General features: G+C 69.4%; 14 protein-coding genes. 6 read left to right on the top strand and 8 right to left on the bottom strand.

Annotated elements, in window-relative coordinates; all coding sequences use genetic code 11:
• Nucleotide 1: 1 nt before the first annotated feature.
• From ACJ8AT_RS23260 to ACJ8AT_RS23245, 4 genes are all read right to left on the bottom strand, one after another.
• Entirely contained in the window at nucleotides 2-1384 is a 1383-nt protein-coding gene (locus ACJ8AT_RS23260) for a WS/DGAT/MGAT family O-acyltransferase (RefSeq protein WP_407740015.1), read from the bottom strand.
• A gap of 81 nt (nucleotides 1385-1465) precedes the next feature.
• A complete protein-coding gene (locus ACJ8AT_RS23255; RefSeq protein ID WP_407740014.1) occupies nucleotides 1466-2275 on the bottom strand; it encodes a hypothetical protein in 810 nt (269 codons plus the stop codon).
• 23 nt (nucleotides 2276-2298) lie between these two features.
• On the bottom strand, nucleotides 2299-3297 hold the full coding sequence (locus ACJ8AT_RS23250; protein ID WP_407740013.1) for a methyltransferase domain-containing protein: 999 nt from the start codon (nucleotides 3295-3297) through the stop codon (nucleotides 2299-2301).
• A 156-nt stretch (nucleotides 3298-3453) separates the two neighbouring features.
• Complete coding sequence (locus tag ACJ8AT_RS23245) at nucleotides 3454-6534, bottom strand: aminotransferase class I/II-fold pyridoxal phosphate-dependent enzyme (protein ID WP_407740012.1); 3081 nt, start codon at nucleotides 6532-6534, stop codon at nucleotides 3454-3456.
• A gap of 181 nt (nucleotides 6535-6715) precedes the next feature.
• Between ACJ8AT_RS23245 and ACJ8AT_RS23240 the strand changes: the two genes are divergently transcribed.
• On the top strand, nucleotides 6716-7078 hold the full coding sequence (locus ACJ8AT_RS23240) for a cupin domain-containing protein (protein WP_407740011.1): 363 nt from the start codon (nucleotides 6716-6718) through the stop codon (nucleotides 7076-7078).
• A gap of 11 nt (nucleotides 7079-7089) precedes the next feature.
• Here the strand turns inward: ACJ8AT_RS23240 and ACJ8AT_RS23235 are convergent, their stop codons facing one another.
• Nucleotides 7090-7512 carry an SRPBCC family protein gene (locus tag ACJ8AT_RS23235; protein WP_407740010.1) on the bottom strand — a complete coding sequence of 141 codons (423 nt, stop codon included), beginning with the start codon at nucleotides 7510-7512 and terminating at the stop codon, nucleotides 7090-7092.
• A 60-nt stretch (nucleotides 7513-7572) separates the two neighbouring features.
• A complete protein-coding gene (locus tag ACJ8AT_RS23230) occupies nucleotides 7573-8547 on the bottom strand; it encodes a DUF5996 family protein (RefSeq protein WP_407740009.1) in 975 nt (324 codons plus the stop codon).
• A 210-nt stretch (nucleotides 8548-8757) separates the two neighbouring features.
• Here ACJ8AT_RS23230 and ACJ8AT_RS23225 point away from each other — a divergent pair, with 210 nt between their 5' ends.
• Genes ACJ8AT_RS23225 through sugE form a run of 4 tightly spaced genes read left to right on the top strand, consistent with a single transcriptional unit; the run spans nucleotide 8758 to nucleotide 13766 of the window.
• The gene (locus ACJ8AT_RS23225) at nucleotides 8758-9855 is read left to right on the top strand and encodes a hypothetical protein (RefSeq protein WP_407740008.1); all 1098 of its coding nucleotides are present in this window, start codon (nucleotides 8758-8760) and stop codon (nucleotides 9853-9855) included.
• Nucleotides 9852-11426 carry a spermidine synthase gene (locus tag ACJ8AT_RS23220; RefSeq protein ID WP_407740007.1) on the top strand — a complete coding sequence of 525 codons (1575 nt, stop codon included), beginning with the start codon at nucleotides 9852-9854 and terminating at the stop codon, nucleotides 11424-11426. The genes ACJ8AT_RS23225 and ACJ8AT_RS23220 overlap by 4 nt, the downstream gene beginning before the upstream one ends.
• On the top strand, nucleotides 11423-13399 hold the full coding sequence (locus ACJ8AT_RS23215; RefSeq protein WP_407740006.1) for a sulfatase-like hydrolase/transferase: 1977 nt from the start codon (nucleotides 11423-11425) through the stop codon (nucleotides 13397-13399). Before ACJ8AT_RS23220 ends, ACJ8AT_RS23215 begins: the two co-directional genes overlap by 4 nt.
• Nucleotides 13400-13439: 40 nt before the next feature.
• Entirely contained in the window at nucleotides 13440-13766 is a 327-nt protein-coding gene (gene sugE, locus ACJ8AT_RS23210) for a quaternary ammonium compound efflux SMR transporter SugE (protein ID WP_407740005.1), read from the top strand.
• A gap of 33 nt (nucleotides 13767-13799) precedes the next feature.
• On the opposite strand, the gene ACJ8AT_RS23205 is transcribed toward sugE, so the two are convergent.
• Nucleotides 13800-15200 carry an Ig-like domain-containing protein gene (locus ACJ8AT_RS23205; RefSeq protein ID WP_407740004.1) on the bottom strand — a complete coding sequence of 467 codons (1401 nt, stop codon included), beginning with the start codon at nucleotides 15198-15200 and terminating at the stop codon, nucleotides 13800-13802.
• 136 nt (nucleotides 15201-15336) lie between these two features.
• Nucleotides 15337-16608, bottom strand: coding sequence for an MFS transporter (locus ACJ8AT_RS23200; RefSeq protein WP_407740003.1), 1272 nt, complete (start codon nucleotides 16606-16608; stop codon nucleotides 15337-15339).
• A 132-nt stretch (nucleotides 16609-16740) separates the two neighbouring features.
• Here ACJ8AT_RS23200 and ACJ8AT_RS23195 point away from each other — a divergent pair.
• Nucleotides 16741-17410: acyltransferase family protein (locus ACJ8AT_RS23195; RefSeq protein WP_407740002.1), on the top strand; the 670-nt coding region annotated here is incomplete at its 3' end.

Genomic DNA, 17410 nt, shown 5'->3' with positions numbered 1-17410 from the left:
CTCACGCAGGCGCCGAGCCCGCGGTGGCAGCCAGTGCCCGAAGCTCATCCTTGAAGTCGATCACCAGCCGGTGGGGATCCGGCACCAGCCCCGCGTCCACCGAGACGCCCATCGTCACCTGCCCGGCGTAGCTGAAGATGCTCACGCCCAGCCCCACCTTGCCCGACTGCGGCACCCAGAACATCAACCCCGCCAGCTTCGTGCCCGCCAGGAACACCGGATGCCGAGGGCCGGGGACGTTCGTCATGATCAGCGTCCCCTTCGCGGCCAGCACCTCCACCGCCGCCCGCTCCACCGCCGCCGGAGCCAGGCCCACCATGCCCAGCATCCCGAACGTCAGCGCCGCCTCCGGGGAGCGCTTCAGCGCGTCCATGCGCTGCTTCAGCTCCCGGAGCCGCCGGCGAGGTTCCACCTCCTTCACCGGCAGATCCAGGAACACCAGCCCGAACCGATTGCCCAGCTCGCGGGGAATGGGCGCGTCCAGCGGCCGCAGGTTCACCGGGATGAAGGCGCGCAGATCCTCCACCGGCCCGCCCCGCTCCTCCTGGTAGCGGCGCAGCGCCCCCGTGAGCGCGGCGAGCAGCACGTCGTTGATCGTGCTCTCCATGGCGCGGCCCAGCGCCTTCACCTCTTCGAGCGGGATGGGGTCCGACCAGGCCGCGCGCTTCACGGTCCCCAGCGGGCCTCGGAACACCGTGGGCGGATCCGAGGGCATCAACGCCAGCCGGCTCAGCGCGGCCGCCCCGCGAGCCCCCCCGCGCACCAGGTCGCCCACCTGGATGGGCTCGGAGATCAGCTCCGCGCCGCGCTTCCACGCCGCGCGTGTGCCCGACGCCACCGCCCGGGCCCCTCGCACCCACTTCATCCAGCCCGGCGTCGAGGGCCCCTCCTGGAGAGGAGGCTCCGGCGTGAAGTGCTCCTCCGCGGACTCGTCCATGAGCGACAGCAGCACCCGCGCCAGGGCCATGCCATCCGCGAGGGTGTGGTGGATGCGAACCAGCAGCGCTCCTCCCTGGCCGAAGCCATCCACCAGGTGGAACTGCCAGAGCGGGCGCGAGCGCTCCAGCGGAGTGCTCATCCACTGGCTCACCAGCGCCTCCAGCGCGTCGCGGTCTCCCGGCGGAGGCACCACGGCGTGGCCCAGGTGAGCCTCCAGCTCGAACGCGGGGTCCTCCTCCCAGTACGGCGCCGCGAGCAGCCCCCCGGGCTCCACCAGCCGCTGCCGGAAGCGAGGGAAGCGCTCCACCAGCCGCTCGCGCAGCACCGCCTTCAGCCGCTCCCAGTCCGGGGGCTCGTCGAACCAGAGCACCGCGGTGATCATCATCAGGTTGGTGGGCTCCTCCATCCGGAGCCACGCCGCATCCACACTCGCTAACCGTTCCATCGCCACGCCTGTAGTACCTCAACACGGCGCGGGCCGTCCCCGGAGCAGACCGGCTTGGGAAGTGGCCTGGAGACGGCTCACCTACTTCTTCGTCGTCGGGCCCTGGGCGTCTCCGGGCTTGGCGCGCTGGAACTGGAAGGTGCGCTTCGTGGCGTCATCCATGATGAGGGTGAGCGTGTCCTCCTCCACGGTGAAGCGGTAGCGCGGCCCTTGGAACTTCCCCTTCGACAGGCCGAAGACCCGAGGCTTGCCACATACATGCCCCGCCGCCTGCCCGTCCTTCGTCCGCAGCACCACCTTGTCCTTGTCCACGGCCATGAGCGAGCCCCAGGAGCGCACCTCCAGGGAGTTGCTCCGCCCCAGCGTGGCCTCCTGCAAGGCCGTGGACATCTGGAAGCAGCCCTCGGGCGTCACCACGAGCGTCCTCGCGTAGTCCGAGCGCGGCTTGGGCTCCAGCTCGGTGGGGTTCTCCTTGGGCTCGGCCGTGAGGGTGGCCGCCGACAACTCCCAGCGCCCCACCAGCTTCTCCGGCGCCTTGCCGCCCTCGGCCTGGAAGCCCGCGCAGGGCTCGGGCTTCTCCTTCTCAGGACTCTTCGGCGCCGGCTCGAAGGCCTTCTGGCACGTGCCCCCACACAGGCGCGCCGAGCACGCGGTGTCCTCCGGTGCACACCCCGCCTTGTCGGTGCAGGCCCGGAGCCGCCCGAGCGCCTCCTCGCACCCTTCGCGCAGGCACTGATCGACGCAGGACGCATCAATGCATTCGGCGACACAGACCCAGTTGGTCGTCCCGCACACCCCGCCCGAGAGGGTGCGAGGCGTGCGAGCAGGAGCCTGGGCCATGGCGGAGAACGTCCAGCCCAGGACGAAGAGGACGAGGAGTGAGCGTGGCATCGGCCCGAGGAAGCTAATCCTCGTCAGTCGAAGCGCCAGCGCCAGGAGCTCACATCCTCCAGCTCGGGCAGCTCCAGCTCCAGGCTCACCGCGCGCTCGCGGGAGAACTCCCGCGAGTCCACGCGCAGCAGCATCAGCGGCGCCGGGTTCTGCGCGCGCAGGGGCGAGGAGGAGAAGGCCGTGTCCTCGTCGAAGGCCGCCCGGTAGAAGACACAGAAGCCATCCAGCCGCCCCTCGCGCCGCACCGGCCGCGTGTAGTGGAACTGGCGGGGCAGCTCCCCGGGCTTCACCGTCTCCAGGTCGAAGGTGAGCACGGGCTCCGGCTCGCACAACAGGTGTGACACCTCGTACGAGCGGATGAACCGCGTGAAGTACGAGGGGCTCATGGCCTCGCGCAGCGTCTGCAGGCAGCTGAAGTCCACGCTGGGCAGGCGCTGGCTCCAGATGAAGGGCAGGCACGCCTCGTCCCGGAGCTGGACGGGCTCGATGAACAGCTCGAAGCGGTGGGGGAGGATCCGCCCCCCGGGCCGCAGCAGCCGCTCCCGGAGCGCCACGAGCTGCGACACCAGCCCGCTCTCGAAGAGCGCTGGCCCCATCTGCTCGTGGAGGATCACATCCACCTTCTTCTCGGGAGGCGTGAAGCGCCGGCTGTCCTCGCGGACGAAGTCGATGACATTGGAGAGCCCGTGGCGGCGGGCCACCCACCGGGCCGTGTCCAGGTGGCGAGAGGGATCCACCGCGTACAGCCGGCGTGGAGCGCGGTGGGCCGCCAGGAGCGTGCGCAGCCCCGTCCCCGTGCCTACGTCCATCACCACCTGCCCGGGCCGCACGTAGCGCCCGATAGCCTTGCGGTAGGCCTCCACGCGCTCTGGATCCGCGAGCGTCGGATCATGCGGCGCGGGGCTCGACAGCGTCAGGCTGTCCGGGAGCACGTGCCGCAGCGTGTTGAGGAGGGGGTGGTGGCGCAGCCGCGCCTGCAAATCGAACAGCGCCTGACGCGGCAGGTCGAGAAGGTTCATCATGGAACGAAGCCCCCCGGGCGCGCGGCCCGCAGCCAGACAGGGAGCGATGGGTCCGCTCCCTCGGTCGGGGTGGCATGCTCCGCATTGAGGCTGGGGCTCGCCATGGGACCCTGGGGTCAGCAGACAATCCAGCGCTGGACACTGTCGCCTCGCCGCTCACGCCACAGGTTCCCCGAGCCGGGCGGCGAAGGCCCGGAGCCGCTCGCGGGCCCGCTCCAGCTTGTCCTTCGGGATGGAGAACACCACGCGGACCCGCTCTGGATCTCCGCACCACTGGCCGCCGTTGAGCACCACGTGCGTGTGCGCGTACACCACGCGCGGGAGGTTCTCCACGGTGAGGCGCTCTCCCTCCACCTGCTTGCCGAGCCAGGAGTCCACGCGCGGCGCGAGGAAGAGGCCCCCCGCCGCGCTGGTATCGGAGCTGCCGTCCCCCGGCAGCGCCTCCGCGATGAGCGCCCGCTTCTCCGCCAGCTCCCGCCGCATCCGCACGAGGAACTCCCGCACGGCCCGGTGGCGCGCTGGGTAGAGCAGCCGTCCCTCCGGGCTGCGTGCATACGCGGCATAGAGCCACGCCGCGGCCCGGGCCGTCGCTAGGTTGGGTGACACCAGGCCGCTCTCGCGCAGGGCCGTGGCCAGTCCCCGGTCCCGCGTCGCCAGCCAGCCCAGACGCAGCCCTCCCGCGGCGAACTCCTTGGAGAGCCCTCCCAGCACCACCGTGCGCGCTCCGACTCCGGGCACTACCTGCTCCAGCGTCACCGGGCTGTGCACCGTCTCCGCCGTGGGGTTGGTCAGGTTCACCAGCCCGAAGATCTCGTCCGACACCAGCAGCGCGCGCTGATCCACCGCCCAGGTGGCCAGCGCCACCAGCTCCTCGTGCGAGAAGTAGCAGCCCGAGGGATTCGATGGCTGGGAGATGACCGCCACATCCGGCCCGCCCGGCCCCCTCCGCGTCTGGAGCGCCACCACCGGCCCCAGCTCTACCTCGCACCCAGCCGCCACCCATGTGGGCGGCAGCACGCCGTAGCAGGGCGTGGCGATGAAGACGCGCGGCGCCCGCCCGAGTCGCTTCCGCAGCGCCACTCCCAGGTGGTGCACCAGGGGCCACACGCCCTGGCCGAGCACGATGTCCTCCGGCGAGTACCGCGCCGCCCGGGTCTCCAGCAGGAAGCCGGTGACGGCCTCGGCCAGCCCGTGCGGCCTCTGCGCCTCGCGCGGGGCTGAGAGCGCGGCGATGAGCCCCTCGATGAGCGGTTGGGGCATGGGCCCCTCGTTCTCGCCGTAGTCCAGCCGCACCAGCTCGGGGTCTCCCTCGCGGAACACCTTGGGCGCGAAGGCGGGGAAGCCCGTCAGGCGCTTGATACGCTCCGAGCGCGGCAACGGCACCGCCGGGGCTCGGCTCGCCGGAGGCCGCTCCGGCTCCGCGAACGAGATGCGGAACGTCAGCAGCTCCTCGAAGGTGCGCGTGTAGAAGTCCTGCGCCAGCGTGGCGATGCGCGAGTACGTCACCTCCGCCGCCACCTCCAGGTCTCCCCGCAGCGGCTCGGGCACGGGCAGCAGCAGCGTCAACTCCAGGTCCGGCCACACCGCGTTCTTGATCAGGCCGTAGAGCACCACCAGGTTGGGAGGCAACGGCTCGCGGGCGAGGAACTCGAAGAGCGTGAACGGCTCCACCTCGCTGGTGATGTGGAAGAAGGCGCTCTCGTCCAGCACCACCCAGATGCCCCGCCGGGCCGCCTCGGCGACGATCTCCCGCAGCACGGCCATGTTGCTGCGCTCGCCCGGCATCACCGAGAGGAACACCACCTTCACGTCGAACGCGCCCAGCAGTTGGAGGATCTCCGCCAGCGTGCTGTGTGTCACCGTGGTCCGAACTCCGGACCGCTCCAGCGCGCGCTCGTACACCGGCAGCAGGTGGCGAGACACCAGCACCCCGTCGCCAGGATCGCACAGCGCCAGCAGCAGCGAGTAGACGGCCTGCTCGCGCTCGGGAGCCACGAAGATGGCCTCCTCTGGAAGGCGCAGCTCGAAGAAGCGCTCCAGGTAGCGGGCCACGAGCTGGCGGAAGGGCGCGTCCCCGGCCTCTTGCGCGTACGGCATCGTCGGAGCGCGCGCCAGCCGCTCGGCCAGCGCGGCCACGAAGTCGAGCTGCTCCTGGGACACCGCGCCCAGATCCAGCTCCTCCGAGAGCTTCGACGCTCCCAGCGCCCGGAGCGCGGCCCGCAGGGCCAAGGTCTCTCGAGGCAGCGCCAGCCTCGCCTCCCACACCGCCACCTCGTGCCAGATGGGGTGGCCCGCCTGGAGCCAGCCGAGCGCCGTGGCGGCCCGGAGCGGCTCGGCGCTGTGGGCCTCCATGAAGAACTCGAACTCGCGCTGCGTGCGCTGCTCCAGGGCCACCAGCGGGCGGATGTCCGTGTCCGCCGCCTGCATCACCCGCCGCGCCACCCGGACCTGCGTGCTGAAACCCCGCCGGGTGAACATGCGCTCGATGATGGGCCGCCCCGGCCGGCCCGCCAGGTTCAGCAGCAGCCGCCCTCCCGGCGCCAGGTGCTCGGGCGCCTCGTCCAACAGCCGCGCAATGAGCCCCAGGCCAAAGTGGTCCTCGTACACGTTCTGCAGCGCGGTGTAGTTGGACAGATCATACAGCTCCTGCGTGTCCGCCTCGGCGGGGGCCTCGGGCAGCCCCTCCGTGCGCAGCACCTGCGGGATGCAGCCCACCACGAAGTCCCATGCCGAGCCCTCGGGCAGTCCGCGCAGCAGGTCGCTCTCGCCGAAGGAGAGCCGCGCCACCATCCGCTCGTCCCCGTTGAGCCACGCGTTGCAGGTGGCCACCGAGGGCGAGTGGGGATTCAGGTCCACTCCGCGGATGCGCGACAGCCCGGTGAACTTCGCCAGCGCGATGCAGATCCACCCCGAGCCCGTGCCCACCTCCACCAGCCCCTTGCCGTCGTACTCGTCCAGGGGAACCTTCAGCAGGCCCTCGAGGAAGGTGTACGCCCACTCCTCCGGGGCGAAGATGGAGGGCGGCAGCAACAGCTCCAGCCGCTCCTGCATCGAGCCTACCGCCGCCATCACGGTGACGAGCCGCAGCGGGGCGCCCTCGGGTTTACCTCGGCACAGCTCCGCCAGCGCGCGCAGCTCGGCCAGCGCGGGGGCTCGCCGCTCGGGCACAGCCAGGGCCTCCGCGAGCTCACGGAGCTGGTGCACCGCCTCACGAGCCGACTCGGGGTAGGTGGCCATATGCGGCGCGGATGGTGGCACGCAGGCATGGGGGGCACCACGCGGAACCCCGCTGCGTCATGAACGGCAGGAGACTCCAGCCGTCCCAGGCGTCCTCTCGCGAACGTTTGGCCCCACCCGGAGCGAGCCGCGCTGATAGCTTCGCTGCCCTCCCCCCTTCCGAACTCCCGAGGAGCGAACCATGCCGACCCTCATCCCCGCCCCCACCCGCGTCGCGGCCGCGGGCAACAAGCCGAAGCTGATCGACGAGTACGTGGGCCGGGTGAACTCGAAGACCTCCGAGCTTAGCGTGGCCCACATGCGCAGCCCGAGCGGCTGGGTCGAGCCCGGACAGACGCCCGAGTTCCGGGAAATCACCGTGGTGATCAAGGGCCGGCTGCACGTGGAGCACAAGGGCGGCGCGCTCGACGTGAAGGCCGGCCAGGCGGTGGTGTGCGAGCCGGGCGAGTGGGTCCGCTACAGCACCCCGGATGCCGAGGGCGCCGAGTACATCGCCATCTGCCTCCCGGCCTTCTCCATGGACACGGTGCACCGCGATCCGTAGGAGGCGCTCCCCTACGGCGAGGCGCGCTCGTCGGCCACCTTCACGCCGCGCTCCACTTCTCCCCGGAGCTGGCGGCGCAGGAAGAGCGCCATCATCACGCGATTGAAGAAGCCATCTCCCATCTCGATGGTCTTCTCCAGCCGTGTTCCGCCATCGGGCAGCCGCTCGAAGCGATGGCGCACGGTGGTGGCGGCGGCGCTGCTCTGGATGACGAGCGTCAAGGACTCGGGCAGCCGGTGCTCGGAGACGCGGGCCTCCACGGTGGCGCCCATCACCTTGAAGGTCATCTTCGAACCCTGAGCGGGCCAGGAGGGCTCGACGCTCAGGACCCGAGCGCCCGGCGATTGAAGAGGAAGAGTCTCCGGATCGAACAGCACCTGGGCGGTGCGTTCAGGAGTGGCGCGTGTGTTCGCCGCGTGCGTCGCCGTCACCATGGAGGCTCCTTCGGCCCTGGGGCCCGCCCGCTCGGAAGTCAGGCGAGAGGGAGCATACCCTCACACGTGTACATCCCCACCCTCCTCCCACTGAGGAGGCGCTCCGAGGGCTGGCCTCTCGAGTTCGCGCCGGCTCCAGTGGCCGAGCTCTGCCGCCGCCAGATAGGTGGTCTCGAGGAACACCCTGACCTCCTTGTCCGGGGATGAGGCCGCGCGGACCGCCTCGTACGGAAGCATGAACTCCTTGAACGTGGGATCGTAGTACGCCGATTGCGGCAACACCGGCGCCGTGGCGTACCCGTCGGGCTCCGGATAGGCGTAGGAGTAGAAAACAACCTTCGGGGAGTCCGGGCTCCCAGGCCAGAAGCCCGCGCTGCTCACCTCGTGTGAGTAGGCCTCATGCATCACCCAGTCGGGACAATGCGGCACACCGCCAGGATGGCGAGGAGCACGCCTTCCGGAGAAGCGCGTCACCGCCATGTCGAAACCTCCCCAGAAGAAGTGCACCGGGCTTGCCTTGCCGAGGAATTTCCCGCGGAACTCCTTCAGCAGGCGGTCCGCTTGAACGCATGCGGTGAAGAACCGCGTCGCCCACTCCGCGTCGTAGCGGCGAACCGTCTGATCGCGATCCAGACAGATCGTCTCAACAATCTCGACGGCGAGTGGGTAGATGGACACTTCAACCCCAATACGCCGCAGGCCCTCGAAGTACCGCGCATGGAAGTCGGCCACGGTCCCGCCGTCGACGAGTGGAAATCCCTCTCTGGCGCCGTCGCTGGCACGAATCTCGAGCCGATGGGCGATGAGATCGAACTCCACCTCGAAAGCACGCCAGCCATAGGGGATCGGTGAGGTGCCGAGCCCGCGCGCCGTGAGGTACATCGGCACCTGCCACCAGTGATTCATCATCGGGGACAGCATCAGCCGCGTCTTCCCCACGACCTGCATCCAGAGCTGAAGGGTGCGAGCGCTCTCTTCCCACTTCGGGATCGCGAGGTCGGGCCAGCCTGCCGGTTCCGCATTTGTCCATCTCATGGGGGCCCTCCCCTTGAATCTCGGTATGGCCCCCGACGCGTCAAGTATGAGCGCTCAGTCACCTGAGAGTTCGGACGGCTCCATCCCCTCGAAGGCGGGCCCCGCGCGACAGCCAGTCCGGAGCAGCGGGGAAGATCAGGCCTTGGAGAGTGGGCAGCCAGGGAGGCGTCGCCTTTACAAGCGGCACATCCCCCCTGAGACTTCTGATCCATGACAGCCACCGAGCGGAACTCTCCGCGCCCGGGCTCCTGGAGCTGGCTCCTCGCGCCCCTGGCTGGGCTGGGGACTGGGGCCTCCATACAGCTCAACCGCCTCGCCGAGCGGATCTTCAATCCGCCCTCTCACCAGGAGCTCTGGCTTCAGCTCGCCCTGGGAGCCGGGGTGGGCGCCGGGCTCTTCGCGCTCGGCCAGCGGCTGGTGCGCAGCCTGCTGGAGCGCTTCGTCACGGAGCCGTCGGCGCGAGCCACACTGCACACCTGGCACCCGGCCACGTGGCTCGTCTTCCTGCTCACCGCGGTGGGTGCTACCGGCCTGCGCCTGCCTGGGCCCGTCATGCCGCTGGCGCTCACGCTCCTGTTCCTCGGGCTGAACCTCGCGCTGGTGCTGCGCTCGGAGCCCACGGCGCGTCCGCGGCTGATGGGCTCCACCGGGTGGCTGGGCTTCCTCTTCTTCCTCTCGGGGATGGCCGCGCTCGTCTACCAGGTCACCTGGCAGCGCGTGCTGTTCGCCTCCTTCGGCGTCAACATCGAGTCCGTCACCCTGGTGGTCACCATCTTCATGTTCGGCCTCGGGGTGGGCTCGGTGCTGGGCGGCTCGCTGTCGAAGCGCTACCCCCAGGCCCTGCCGCGCCTGTTCCTCCTCTGTGAGGTGGTGGTGGGCTGCTTCGGCATCATCAGCCTGCCGCTCATCCGCGGAGCCGGCGCCGTCATGGTGCACAACTCGCTACCTGTCACCGCGCTCGTCATCTCCGGGCTGCTCGCGGTGCCCACGTTGATGATGGGAGCCACGCTGCCCATCCTCGTGGCCCACCTCCACCAGCACTTCCAGCACGTGGGCCGCACCGTGGGCCTGCTCTACTTCGTCAACACCCTGGGCTCGGCCGCCTCCAGCTACCTCACCGCCTCGGTGCTCTTCGTGCTCGGCGGCCAGCAGTCGGCCGTGCTCTGCGCCGCGGCGCTCAACATCACGGTGGGAGCGCTCGCCTGGCGGTACATGCGCGCCCTGTCCTCGCGCGGAGGGGGCTCCTCCCCGGGCATGGGCCCGCCGCTGGAGCTGTCCGCCTCCGAGAACCAGAGGGCCAGCGCGTGAAGCCCTTCGTCGCCCTGCTGCTGTCCCTGGTCGCCGGCTACATCGCCCTGAGCCAGGAGATCCTCTGGTACCGCATCATCTCCTACGGCACCGGCGGCGCCCCGAGCGCCTTCGCGTACCTGCTGGCCTGCTTCCTCACGGGCCTGGCCATCGGCTCGCTGTGCGCCGAGCGCGTGTCCAAGAGCCAGCGGCTGTCTCCAGCCCTGGTGCTGGGCTCGCTGTTCCTCGCCTCGGCGGTGCTCGGCTACTTCACCCTGCCCGCCACCGCCCGCATGTTCCAGCTGGGCGAGAACGTGGGCACCGCGTACGCGTACTTCTCCGTGGCGCTGGTGGGCTTCCCGGGCGGGCTGCTCTTCCCGCTGCTGTGCCACTACGGCATCCGCGCCGGCGGCGAGGTGGGCGTGTCCCTGTCTCGCCTCTATCTCTTCAACATCCTGGGCTGCATCCTCGGCCCGCTGCTCACCACCTTCGTGCTGATGGACCTCTTCCCGCTGCCCACCATCATCCTGGCGGTGACGGCGGTGGCCCTGGTGGCGGCGGCGGCAACGGTCTTCACCCTCCCGGCTCCTGGACGCAGCCGCGCGGGCTTCCTCGCCGCGGTGGCGGGCCTGGCCGGCGTCATCGCCGTCTCCCACCAGGAGCAGTACCAGTTCATCCTGGAGCGACTGCACTTCAAGGAGGAGTTCACCGCCGCCAAGCCCTACCGGTTCCTGGTGGAGACGCGCAGCGGCACCGTGGCCGTGGGCGGCCCGAGCGGTGATGACACCATCTTCGGCGGCGGCGTGTACGACGGCGCCTTCAACCTGGATCCGGTGAGCAACGTCAACGGCATCCAGCGCGCGTACATGGTGCCGGCGCTGCACAGCGCTCCCAAGCGGGTGCTCGTCATCGGGCTGGCGAGCGGCTCGTGGGCGCAGGTGCTCGCCGAGCACCCGGCCATCGAGCGGCTCGAGGCAGTGGAGATCAACCCCGGCTACCTGGACGTCATCCGCCACTACCCCGAGCACGCGCCGCTCCTGGAGAACCCGCGGGTGCGCATCCACATCGACGATGGGCGCCGGTGGCTGGTGCGCAACCCGGACGAGCGCTTCGACTTCATCGTGATGAACACCACGTTCAACTGGCGCAGCCACAGCACCAACCTGCTGTCCGAGGAGTTCTTCCAGCTCTGCAAGCGCCACCTCAACCCGGGCGGCGCGGTGCTGGTGAACACCACGGGCGCTCCGGAGGTGCAGTACACGCTGGCCCAGGTGTTCCGGCACGTGGTGATGGTGCACAACAGCGCCGCGGGCAGCGACACCCCGCTCGAACGCTCCGAGGCCGAGAAGGAGCAGGCCCTGCGCGCCTTCACCCACCACGGCCAGCCCGTCTTCTCCCCCGGCAACCCGAAGGCGGAGCAGGCCCTGCAGAGCATGGTGCACATGCCGCTGACGGATCAGGGGGACGCGCTGCGAGCCAGCACGGACCTGCGGCTCATCACCGACGACAACATGGCCACCGAGTACAAGGCCGGCGTGCACCTCGCCAACCCCGCCAGGAGCTGGGCCAGCCTCTGGGAGCGGCTGAAATGAAGCCGCTGTTTACCTTGGAGGCGCCCAAGGCCGGAGCGTGGCGCGACAACCGAAAATCCTCCAGCTGGGTGCTGCTCGGGGTGGCGCTGTTCCTGCTCGCCCTGCGCGGCGTGGTGTATGCGTCCGACGGCGTGGGCTTCTCGGTGAAGGAGCTGCTGGCGGGGTGGCGCAGAGATCCCACGGGCGCGATCGGCGTGGTGCAGCTCTTCGTGTCCTCGCTCTGCTTCGAGGTGCTCGCGCTGCTGCTGCTGTGCCGGCTCGCGCGGGGCGGAGCGGTGGCCCGCTGGGTGGCGCGGGCGGGGCTGCTCGCGCTGCTGTGGCTGAACCTGGCGGGCACCCAGGTGTTCATGGTCATCAACACCTACGCCAAGGGCTTTCAGCTCTCGGGCCTGTCGCTGCCGGAGCTGGGCCGCATGGCCCGGGGCTACCTCGAGCCGGTGATGATCGCGGCGCTGATAGTGCCGCTGGGGCTCTCGCTGCTCTTCGCCCGTGAGAACTCGGTGGAGCGCCAGCGCCCCGCCCTGCGCCTGCGCGTGCTGCTGTGGGTGCTCATGCTGGTGGCGGCGGGGGGCGTGTACCGGCTCGTGCGCTACCCGCTGGCCTTCCCCGCGGCGGCCCACTCGCCGCTCACGCTGCTGCTGGTGAACAGCCTGCCCGAGCGGATCGGCCAGGTGCCCCGAGGCCAGCCAGTGCCCGAGGACTGGGGGCCCTCGACGAAGCTGGATCCGCGCTGGCAGGCGCTGGGCTCGGCGCCCCGGGACTTCAACGTGGTGGTGGTGGTGCTGGAGTCGGTGCGCGCCAGCGTCTTCTGGCCCTCGCCCGGGGCCCCGCCCATGCCGCACCTGGCGGAGCTCGAGCCCCACTCGGCCGTCTTCACCCGCGCCTACGCGCACGAGCCGCTCAGCACCAAGGGCCTGGAGTCGCTGCTGTTCGGCATCTACCCCTCGCCGTACTGGGAGACCGCGGGCGTGAAGTTCCCGGACATCCCCCTGGACTCGGTGGGCGAGCGGTGGGCGGCGCTCGGCATGCGCAACGCCTTCCTCGGCCACAACGAGGTGCCCTTCATGGGCGAGCCCGGCTTTCTGACCAAGCGAGGCTTCGCGTACTACTCGTGGGCCAAGGAGCTGGCCGAGCTGGACTCGCCCGTGAATGATCGCACGCTGGTGAAGGCGTTGGATCGCTTCCTGGACGGGGCTCCCGAGAAGCGCTTCGGCGCCGTCCTCTGGCCGCACCACACGCACCTGCCCTACCAGTTCCCCAAGGAGATGGGGAACGCGCACCCGCCCAACTCCTTCGAGGCCTACAAGGACGCGGTGGCCTATCAGGATCTCGTCATCGGAGATCTGGTGGAGCTGCTGAAGCGGCGCGGGCTCTTCGAGCGCACGGTGATCGTCCTGGTGGCGGACCATGGCGAGGCCTTCCGCGAGCACCCCGAGGCGGGCACGGCGCATGGCGATCGGCTCTTCGAGATGTCGGTGCACATCCCGCTGGTGTTCATCAACCCGCGCCTCTTCCACGGCGAGAGGGACGAGCGGGTGGTGCAGCAGAAGGACGTGGCGGCCACGCTGGCGTGGCTGGCGGGGGACTCGCGGCCGGTGCTGAACGCGGGCAGCTCCGTGTTCCACGAGCACGCCTCGAACACGGCGTACCTCATCAGCCACCTGGACGTGGCGAGCATGCGCGGCGCGGTGGTGCGAGGCAACCTCAAGTACATGTACGTGGCGCCCACGGGGATGAAGCCCGCGGACGAGCGCCTCTATGATCTGGCGGCGGATCCCGGCGAGCGGCACGACTTATGGCCGGAGCGGCAGGAGGAGGGCCGAGCGCTCAAGGCGCGCTACTTCGGCTGGCTCCAGTACTGGAGCGAGCGCTGGGGCACCGTCGAGCACAGCGGCGCGGTGAAGGACCGCGAGGCGCTGTACTGGGAGCTCTTCGGAGAGGCCGCTGCGCGCGTGGCCTCACCCACCGAATGAATCGCGGGCCCGCCGCACTCCTGGTAGAGGGGAGCGCGTCATGCCATGGGTGCTGCTGATCATCGCGGGGCTGCTGGAGGTCTGCTGGGCCATCGGCCTGAAGTACACCGAGGGCTTCACCCGGCCGCTGCCTACCGTGCTCACGGCGCTGGCCATCATCGGCAGCATGGTGCTGCTATCGCTGGCGGCCCGGAGCCTGCCCATCGGCACGGCCTACGCGGTGTGGGTGGGAATCGGAGCGCTGGGCGCGGCGGTGCTGGGCATCGTGCTCTTCCATGAGCAGGTGACGCCGGCGCGGCTGTTCTTCCTGGCGCTGCTGCTCACGTCCATCATCGGCCTGAAGCTCACCTCGGGCAGCGCCCCGTGAGAGGAAGGTCCCCTCACGGAGCCGGCCCCTGCCTCAGTAGGCCACGATGGAGGGCGGATTCGTGGCGGTGAAGAAGTCCGCGTAGGACGCGTGGTAGTTGGAGCCGCTGCCCGTCTCCCCGCCTCCATAGATGACACAGCCCTTGGTGCCATCGACCTGGAGCGTGGTGCCATCCGGGATGAACAGGTTGCTGAAGTAGACGTTACCGAGGGTGGGGCCACAGCTCAGCCCCGTTCTCTTCACCGTGCTCAGGGTATCTGGGGCGAGTTGCACGATGCCCACGGAGACGGCGGCCGAGCCGCTCGGAGTGCCCTTCTGCGTGTAGGCGACGGCGATGCCCAGGGTATTGCCCGTGATGGCGACGTCCGAGGTGTACGACGAGGACACGGTGGTGGTGGCGGCGCCGTAGGGACAGCTCGAGGACGCTTGCCGGGTGACGACATAGTCATAGAACGGCGGCAGCTTGCCGGCCTGCGGCACGGCGTCGACGGTGAAGGTGCACCCCTGCGCCGTCACGGAAGTCTTCGGCCCGTAGACCGGGGCGAGCACGATGATCTGGACGGAGCCGCTGACCGAGCCCCCCTTCCCGTCCGAGACGGTGACATGAAGGACGAAGCGCGTATCCTCCGTGACCTGGGGCGCTGTCCACAGCGTGTTGGAGCTGGACGCGTTGTTGAAGGTGCCCGCGGGAGAGGCGGGCTCCTGCGTCCACGCGTAGGTGAGCGTGTCGCCGTCCTCATCCGACGCGCTGGCGGAGACCCCGACGAACTGCTGCGATCTCACGGTACCGCTCTGGGCCGAGGGCCCCGCGGTGAACACAGGCGGGCGGTTGGCGGGAGGAGTCGGCGCCACCTCCACGTCCACCTGGCCCTGTACGGTGCCGCCCCTCCCATCCGAGATCACCACCTTGAGCGTGAAGCGCTGAGGGCTGCTCACGAGCGGGGGCGTCCAGACGGGGGTGGGCGTGGCGGGGAGGTTGAAGGAGCCCGCGGGCAAGGCGGGCTCCTGGGTCCATGAGAAGAAGAGCGGATCATGGTCCGCATCCGTCGCGGAGACGGAGAGCTTCACAGGCTCGGAGTCCGTCACCGACGCGGAAGAGACGCTAGGGCCCTCGCTCAGGCTGGGGGCCTGATTGGAAGGTGGGTGCACCCGCATCGTGACCGCGCCCTGGGCCGTCTCGCCCCGGCTGTTGGTGACGGTGATTGCGAGCTGGAAGTCCGTGTCCTGCGTCACCTGCGGTGCCGTCCATGTCGGCCGAGCCTCGGAGGCGCTGCTGAAGGTGCCCGCCGGGGAGGCGGGGATCTGCGTCCAGGTATAGGTGAGCGAGTCGGCCTCCAGATCCGCGGCGTCGAGCGCCAGCGGAACCGGAGCGCCAGCGCTCACCTCTGATTTCTCCACGGTGGGCCCGGTGAGCACCGGGGGTTCATTGGACACGGGGGGAGGTTGTTCCTTCCCACCACAACCCGCTCCCAGCCAACCCATGAGCAGCAGCGAAGCAAGTCCCAATGAAAGCCGACGGTGCATGTGCCCTCCCTTGAAGCGCTCGGGCCGAATCCTAGTCCAAGACAACTCAGTCGAAGCGGTGGTGTTGCCGCGTGTCCCTCATGAGGGTGTACACGAGCAGCGAGCAGAAGATGCAGCCCGTCACGTACCAGAAGAACCACGGCTCGTGGCCCTTCAGCTTGAGCCACGTGCCCACGTACTCGGCCGTCCCGCCGAACAGCGACACCGTCAGCGCATAGGGCAGCCCCACCCCCAGGGCGCGGATGCTCGCCGGGAACAGCTCGGCCTTCACCACCGCGTTGATGGACGTGTAGCCCGAGACGATGATCAGCCCCGCCATCACCAGCAGGAACGCCGTGAAGGCATCCCGCGCATGGGTGAGCGCCGTCAGCAGCGGCACGGTGCCCAGCGTCCCCAGCACGCCGAACCCCATCAGCACGGGCCTGCGGCCGATCTTGTCCGACAGCAGCCCGAACACCGGCTGCAGCAGCATGTAGAGGAACAGGGACGAGACCGAGATCTGCGTGGACTGATCCCTCGTCAGCCCCACCGAGTTCACCAGGAACTTCTGCATGTAGACGGTGTACGTGTAGAAGGCGAGCGTGCCGCCCATGGTCAGCCCGGCCACCAGGGAGAGCTCCTTCGGGTGGCGCAGCAGCTCGCGCATTGGCCGCTGCTCCTTCGGCTTCGCCGCCTCCGCCTGGAAGGCCTCCGTCTCCATCATGTGGCGGCGCAGGAAGAAGCCCGCCACCGCCAGCGCGGCGCCGCACAGAAAGGGGATGCGCCAGCCCCACGCCTCCAGCTGCTCACCGGTGAGCAGCAACCGCTGCAGCACCAGCAACGTCACCGTCGCCAGGAGCTGGCCCATGATCAGCGTGACGTACTGGAAGGAGCTGTAGAAGCCGCGATGCCGCGACGTGGCGACCTCGCTCAGGTACGTGGCGCTGGTGCCGTACTCGCCTCCGAGCGAGAGCCCTTGCAGCAGCCGCGCCACCAGCAGCACGCCCGGCGCCAGTACGCCGATCCGCTCGTAGGTGGGACACAGGGCGATGACGAGCGAGCCCAGGCACATGACAAACACCGACAGCGACAGCGCCGCCCGCCGCCCGCGCAGATCCGCGTACAGGCCCATGATCCAGCCGCCGATCGGCCTGATCAGAAAGCCCAGCGCGAAGACCGCCGCCGAATTCAGCTGTTGAACCAGGGGGTTATCGCTCGGGAAGAACGCCTTCGCGAAGTACAGCGAGAAGGCCGAGTAGATGTAGAAGTCGTACCACTCGATGAGGTTGCCGACCGAGCCGCCGAAGATGGAGAGCAGCCGCTGACGCACGGTGGCCATCTGACTCCACGCCGAGTCCTTTGAACAGGAACCCCACTCCTCCAGATTCCAGTAGCGCTGGAATCTAAGTTCTTGAAGGGCTTGGAATTCTTTCGCGTTTTCCGAGATGATTGGTCCTACAAGGGGTTCCCCATGCTCAACAGCCGGAAAGACTCCAAGACGCTCTCCGATGATCTGTTCTTCATGCGCGGCGTTGGCATCCTGCTCGTGGTGGTGGTGCATGTGCTGGGCGTTGACGCGGTGCACGGTGTGCGGCAGCTCTTCGCTCCGGGCCGGGCCGATCTCCGGATTGCGGTGGAGCTGGTCCACAGCTTCAACATGGCGGTGATGTTGATGGGCTCGGGGGTGGCGGTGGCGGCCTTCGGGCGCTCGGATCTCGGGCTGAGCGAGTTCCTTCGCAAAAAGGTGACCAAGCTGCTGGTCCCCATGCTGGTGTGGGCGCCCGCGCTGTTCGCGATGCAGGAGCTGCGGCGCGGCAGGCCCCACGGCCTGGAGTCCTGGGTGCAGCTGCTCCAGCGGCTGCCCACCGCGTGGCTCCCTCCCTACTCCATCTTCTGGTTCATGCACGCGCTGATGGGGTGCACGCTGCTGGCGTGGCTGTTCCGGAAGTTCGCCGCGCCCCGGCTCGGCCGCTGGAGTGAGGGGAGCTACTTCGCGCTCGCGATGATCCTCTTCCTCGCGGTGAGCACCTGGAGGCAGCGCACGGGCGGCGGCGCGGCGGGCGAGTACGTGGAGACCCTCCTCTACTGGAACCGCTTCTTCGGCCTGGGGATGCTGCTCCAGCCGCGGCTGGCGGCCGCGC

Source organism: Hyalangium sp. (assembly GCF_045802625.1).
Classification (GTDB): domain Bacteria; phylum Myxococcota; class Myxococcia; order Myxococcales; family Myxococcaceae; genus Hyalangium.
Note: the sequence above shows the minus strand (reverse complement) of the source record. Positions and strands in the feature narration are given on the sequence as shown.

Excerpts from the sequence above, each read along its gene's own strand:
- ACJ8AT_RS23260 (WP_407740015.1), bottom strand. The coding sequence starts at position 1,384 with ATGGAACGGTTAGCGAGTGTGGATGCGGCGTGGCTCCGGATGGAGGAG.
- ACJ8AT_RS23255 (WP_407740014.1), bottom strand. The coding sequence starts at position 2,275 with ATGCCACGCTCACTCCTCGTCCTCTTCGTCCTGGGCTGGACGTTCTCC.
- ACJ8AT_RS23250 (WP_407740013.1), bottom strand. The coding sequence starts at position 3,297 with ATGATGAACCTTCTCGACCTGCCGCGTCAGGCGCTGTTCGATTTGCAG.
- ACJ8AT_RS23245 (WP_407740012.1), bottom strand. The coding sequence starts at position 6,534 with ATGGCCACCTACCCCGAGTCGGCTCGTGAGGCGGTGCACCAGCTCCGT.
- ACJ8AT_RS23240 (WP_407740011.1), top strand. The coding sequence starts at position 6,716 with ATGCCGACCCTCATCCCCGCCCCCACCCGCGTCGCGGCCGCGGGCAAC.
- ACJ8AT_RS23235 (WP_407740010.1), bottom strand. The coding sequence starts at position 7,512 with ATGGTGACGGCGACGCACGCGGCGAACACACGCGCCACTCCTGAACGC.
- ACJ8AT_RS23230 (WP_407740009.1), bottom strand. The coding sequence starts at position 8,547 with ATGAGATGGACAAATGCGGAACCGGCAGGCTGGCCCGACCTCGCGATC.
- ACJ8AT_RS23225 (WP_407740008.1), top strand. The coding sequence starts at position 8,758 with ATGACAGCCACCGAGCGGAACTCTCCGCGCCCGGGCTCCTGGAGCTGG.
- ACJ8AT_RS23215 (WP_407740006.1), top strand. The coding sequence starts at position 11,423 with ATGAAGCCGCTGTTTACCTTGGAGGCGCCCAAGGCCGGAGCGTGGCGC.
- sugE (WP_407740005.1), top strand. The coding sequence starts at position 13,440 with ATGCCATGGGTGCTGCTGATCATCGCGGGGCTGCTGGAGGTCTGCTGG.
- ACJ8AT_RS23200 (WP_407740003.1), bottom strand. The coding sequence starts at position 16,608 with ATGGCCACCGTGCGTCAGCGGCTGCTCTCCATCTTCGGCGGCTCGGTC.